The sequence below is a fragment of the Acidovorax sp. Root217 genome, from assembly GCF_001428645.1.
Lineage (GTDB): Bacteria > Pseudomonadota > Gammaproteobacteria > Burkholderiales > Burkholderiaceae_C > Acidovorax.
The window spans coordinates 177281-179125 of the sequence record NZ_LMIH01000018.1; the positions used below are offsets into that span (position 1 = coordinate 177281).

General features: G+C 57.0%; 4 protein-coding genes. All 4 read right to left on the reverse strand.

The features are described 5' to 3' along the window. Positions 1-481, reverse strand: a 481-nt coding sequence (locus ASE31_RS32100; protein ID WP_057203430.1) for a hypothetical protein, incomplete at its 3' end; no start/stop codon positions are given. 63 nt (positions 482-544) lie between these two features. Beyond that, positions 545-694 carry a hypothetical protein gene (locus ASE31_RS31800; RefSeq protein WP_157412573.1) on the reverse strand — a complete coding sequence of 50 codons (150 nt, stop codon included), beginning with the start codon at positions 692-694 and terminating at the stop codon, positions 545-547. Positions 695-934: 240 nt separating this feature from the next. Next, on the reverse strand, positions 935-1531 hold the full coding sequence (locus ASE31_RS31805; protein WP_157412574.1) for a hypothetical protein: 597 nt from the start codon (positions 1529-1531) through the stop codon (positions 935-937). A gap of 8 nt (positions 1532-1539) precedes the next feature. Beyond that, a partial coding sequence (locus ASE31_RS31810; protein ID WP_162261421.1) for a hypothetical protein occupies positions 1540-1845 on the reverse strand: 306 nt, incomplete at its 5' end.

Here is a 1845-nt window from a genome sequence, read left to right on the forward strand (position 1 = left end):
CAACTCCACCGTTGCGAAGAACCGCGAGGATTTTCTTGGGATCGCCCTTGATCTTGAGCACACCCGTTTCGAGCTTGGTTGCCACCATCGGCGCGGGCGGAGCAGTGGCTGATCGCCCATCCTGCACTGGCACAGCCTCCTCCTCGTGATCAGCCGTTTGCGCCGTTGACAGTAGTGCGGGTGCCACCGGTGCTGGTGCTGCCAAGGCCCGCTTCGCCCGCTCGACACTCCCCGCTGTGACGATCACACCCTCTGGCCCATCGGTCATGGCACCCCGGGGGACGCCCGCATCCTCAAGCCACTGGCGCACCGCCTTGGTGTCGCCCTGCACGTCGAGCATGCCGCCCTCGCGCATCGACATCTGCACCGATGGTGGCGGCTGCCTTACCGCATCGGCATCAGCGCCAGGCTGTACCGGTGCCAGCACCTGCTGGGCCCGTGCAGCCTGCTCGGGCCCGACCCATACGCTGTCGAGCCACATCCACACCTTGTCCAGGGCCTGTTCACACCCATTTCGGGGTCGCGAAATTGGTGTGAACAGGCCCTACAGCGCGCGGTTTGCGGCCGCCGCGGCCAGGATGCTTCGGGCCTTGTCTTCGCCGTGCTCCCGGGCCAGTTGCTGGAACTCAGGCTCCGCCGCAAAGGCGGACGTGGGCAGCTTTTGCAGCTCTGCATACAACTCGTTGGCGACCAAAGCGCCCTGCTGCGCAGCCGATAGGCGCGAGTCCCCAGAGCGGGGCAGGACAATCCAAGCGCCAGGACACCGGCCCCGGCCTGCCGGCAACCATCTTGCGCGGGCTTGCAGCTCGCGAATGAAGGGCTGGATCAGGCCATCTGCGTCTGCAGAGAGCGCGACTGTTCAGCTGTTGGCTGGAAGCTGAGGGTATTGAAAGATGCCCCCATGGCTCGGCAAAAGCGTACCTACCAACTGAAGCTACAGCAAAGGCACTTCGTAGAATCGGGAGTTCAACTTGGGCTGCACTGCATTCCATAGCATCAGCTTGTTGAACCCCCAATAGTCATCGCCTTGCCCTCCCAGTATCGCTGCAAGCTTGCCATTTTTTTGCCAGCTCAAGCACAGAGCAACCTCGCACGGCCGATTCTCCAGTCGAGGATTAATCGGATTTTCCTTGATGATGGACATGCCAATCAATTGATCACCGACAAAATCGCGCCATTTCGCTTGCGAAAAGACCGGATCCGATGCTTCAATTGGAAAAAGCACACCCTCCTTTTCGCTCATCGGCGTGGCGCCAAGCCGCCTATTTCTGTCACTGTCAAGCCAAACAATCGCACTATTAAGGCTGTCATCCTCCCCAACCCCGAGGATTCCGGCTCCTTCGAACGTGAGACCCAGCGGCCCTTCAGTCCCTTCAAAAACACGCGAAGGCGACTCTTCCATTTCGGCTCCCGCCTCTTCCTTGGGAAATATGCTGTATCTCGTGAATGAAATCAGCTTGCGCCCCAAGAAAGTTCGGAGAAGAGGAATAGATTGAGATGGCGTCGGTTGATCTTTATATTGGTCAATCATTAAAATCCCTATTTTCCTTCGGCCAATTTTACCAAATAATCGATCATCTTTATGTTTTTTCGATAACCCACACCACCCACCGCAAGCCTTAATGGGTCAGATATCACAATACCACCATCTTTTCCCACAAGAAACTGCAGATCGGATATATGCAACTTGGCCCCTTCAATTTTTCCTCTGATGAGTATCAAATCAGAAATACTTCGCTTATTCAACAAACTTAGATCGCCGACAACCGTCGCATGGCCATCCACCATTCTGACCGCATCTTTGGTCCCCGCCTCAAATCGATCGTACACAAGCGCAGGGCGATC